Origin of the sequence: Streptomyces sp. NRRL WC-3549, from assembly GCF_000721935.1 — a bacterium.
Classification (GTDB): domain Bacteria; phylum Actinomycetota; class Actinomycetes; order Streptomycetales; family Streptomycetaceae; genus Streptomyces.
Genome location: NZ_KL585389.1, coordinates 149,602 through 151,706, shown reverse-complemented (window position 1 = coordinate 151,706; position 2,105 = coordinate 149,602). Strand labels below are relative to the sequence as shown.

Here is a 2,105-nt window from a genome sequence, read left to right as displayed (position 1 = left end):
ACCCGGGAGGCCGCGGCGGCCGGTGCGCTGGCGACCGTGCCGCTGGCGGCGTGCAAAGGCCGGGCCGCCGTTCTGGGCGGGCGCGGCGTCGGGCATCAGGATCCCGGCGCGGCGTCGGCCGCCCTGCTGATGGAGGCGCTCGCCGAGGCCGCGGATGCGGACGACGGAGGCCGGGCGTGAGCGGGGAGGCGCAGGTCGGGATCGTGCTGGTGTCGCACAGCGGGCCGGTGGCCGGGGCGGTGGCCGACCTGGCCCGGGGCCTGGCGGCCGGTGGTGCGACGGCGCCCGTCGCGGCTGCCGGGGGCACCTCCGCCGGGGGCCTCGGCACGAGCACGGATCTGATCTCGGCGGCGGCCGCGGAGGTCGACCGGGGCGCGGGGGTGGCTCTCCTGGCGGACCTCGGGAGCGCGGTGCTGACGGTGAAGGCCATGCTCGCGGAGGGCGGCGAACTGCCCGAGGGCGCGCGGCTGGTGGACGCCCCGTTCGTCGAGGGTGCGGTCGCGGCGCTGGTGTCCGCGTCGGCGGGCGGCGACCTGGACACCGTGGCGGCGGCGGCGACGGACGCGTACGGGTACCACAAGATGTGACCGGGACCCGGCCCGCCGCCCGCACGCGGTGCGGGTGACGGGCCGGAGGACCGGCCGGGCCGGTTCCCGGCTGCGGACCCCGTGGCCGTGCCGGGTCCGCACCCGCAGACTGGCCGCATGTCTGCAGCCAAACGCAGTGCCGGGCTCCTGCTCTTCCGGGTCGTCCGGACCGAGGCCGGGGAGCAGGACGTCGAGGTGCTGATCGGGCACATGGGCGGCCCCTTCTGGACGGGCCGCGAGGACGCCGCCTGGTCACTCCCGAAGGGCGAGTACGGGCCCGACGAGGAGCCGGCCGCCGCCGCCCGCCGGGAGTTCGAGGAGGAGCTGGGTCTCCCGGTACCGGACGGCGGGTGGGTGCCGCTCGGCGAGGCCCGGCAGCGCAGCGGGAAGACCGTGGTCGCCTGGGCCGTCGAGGGCGGACTCGACCCCGCCCGGGTCACTCCGGGCGTCTTCACCATGGAGTGGCCCCGGGGGTCCGGTGTGCAGCGGGAGTTCCCGGAGATGGACCGGTTCGCCTGGTGCACACCGGACGAGGCGGCCCGGCGTCTGATCGTGGGCCAGCGCGTCTTCGTCGAACGGCTGCGCGCCCACGTACGGGAGGGGCGCGCGGCCACCGGTCCCCGGCCCGGGACGTCCGGCCCCTCCCCGCGTCCCTGACCTCACAGGGCAGTACACCTGGCCAGGTCTAGGCGGCCGGCCGGCCGTCCCGCAGTTCCAGCCGGTCGCCCCTGAAGCGGCCTCGGAAGCTCCGGTCGTGGGAGACGACGACCACGGCGCCCCGGTACCGGTCGAGGGCCGCCTCCAGCTCCTCGACGAGGTCCGGGGCGATGTGGTTCGTCGGCTCGTCCAGGACCAGCAGGTCGGCCGGCCGGGTCACCAGCCGGGCCAGGGCGAGCCTGCGCTGCTGACCGATCGAGAGCGCGTCCACCGCGACGCCCAGGTCGTCCGGGCGGAACAGGCCGAGTCCCAGCAACGCGTCGGCGTGTTCGTCGGGGTGGCCCGGACGGCCCGCGGCGAACGTGGCGAGCAGTGAGCGGCGGGTGGGCCGGGCGGGCAGCTCCTGCGGGAGGTAGCCGATCCTGGCGCGCCGCCGCACGCTGCCGGAGTCCGGGGCGAGGTCACCGGCGACGACCCGCAGCAGGGTGGTCTTGCCCGCGCCGTTGGCTCCGGTGACCAGGAGCCGCTGTGCCGGTCCGACGCGCAGGGCGGGCACGTCCAGCCGGCCCCTGACGACGACGGAGTCGAGCTCGACCGGCGGCCCGGGGGTGGCCGGGCCGGACGCGTCCTCGCGTGCCACGGCGAGATCGGCGGTGAAGCGCAGGGGCCGGGGCGGTGCGGGCACGGGCGTACGGCGCAGCGACTCCAGCCGGGCCCTGGCCGCCCTCACCTGGCCGGAGAGTTTGGCCTCGTGGGACCTGCGGTGCTTGCCGAAGCCCTGGCCGGGGTCCTTGCCGCTGCCGGCGAGCCGTCGCCCGGCCGCCTCGGCGAGTTCCTCGGTCCGGGCCAGATCGGCCAGCC

Annotated in this window: 4 protein-coding genes; 3 read left to right on the top strand and 1 reads right to left on the bottom strand. The window is 77.4% G+C overall.

Features of this window, described 5'->3' with window-relative positions; all coding sequences use genetic code 11:
• The 3 genes from IH13_RS0108070 to IH13_RS0108060 all read left to right on the top strand — a co-directional run.
• Positions 1-180, top strand: a 180-nt coding sequence (locus IH13_RS0108070; RefSeq protein WP_031082359.1) for a DAK2 domain-containing protein, incomplete at its 5' end; no start/stop codon positions are given.
• Positions 177-587 carry a PTS-dependent dihydroxyacetone kinase phosphotransferase subunit DhaM gene (locus IH13_RS0108065; RefSeq protein WP_031082358.1) on the top strand — a complete coding sequence of 137 codons (411 nt, stop codon included), beginning with the start codon at positions 177-179 and terminating at the stop codon, positions 585-587. The genes IH13_RS0108070 and IH13_RS0108065, both read left to right, overlap by 4 nt.
• 117 nt (positions 588-704) lie before the next feature.
• Complete coding sequence (locus IH13_RS0108060) at positions 705-1,244, top strand: NUDIX hydrolase (RefSeq protein WP_031082356.1); 540 nt, start codon at positions 705-707, stop codon at positions 1,242-1,244.
• 28 nt (positions 1,245-1,272) lie between these two features.
• Here IH13_RS0108060 and IH13_RS0108055 read toward each other — a convergent pair.
• Positions 1,273-2,105 (bottom strand): ATP-binding cassette domain-containing protein (locus IH13_RS0108055; RefSeq protein ID WP_031082354.1); only part of this gene is annotated, 833 nt, incomplete at its 5' end.

What these genes read in the sequence shown, in the direction of transcription:
- IH13_RS0108060 (WP_031082356.1), top strand. Translation starts at nt 705, where the DNA reads ATGTCTGCAGCCAAACGCAGTGCCGGGCTCCTGCTCTTCCGGGTCGTC.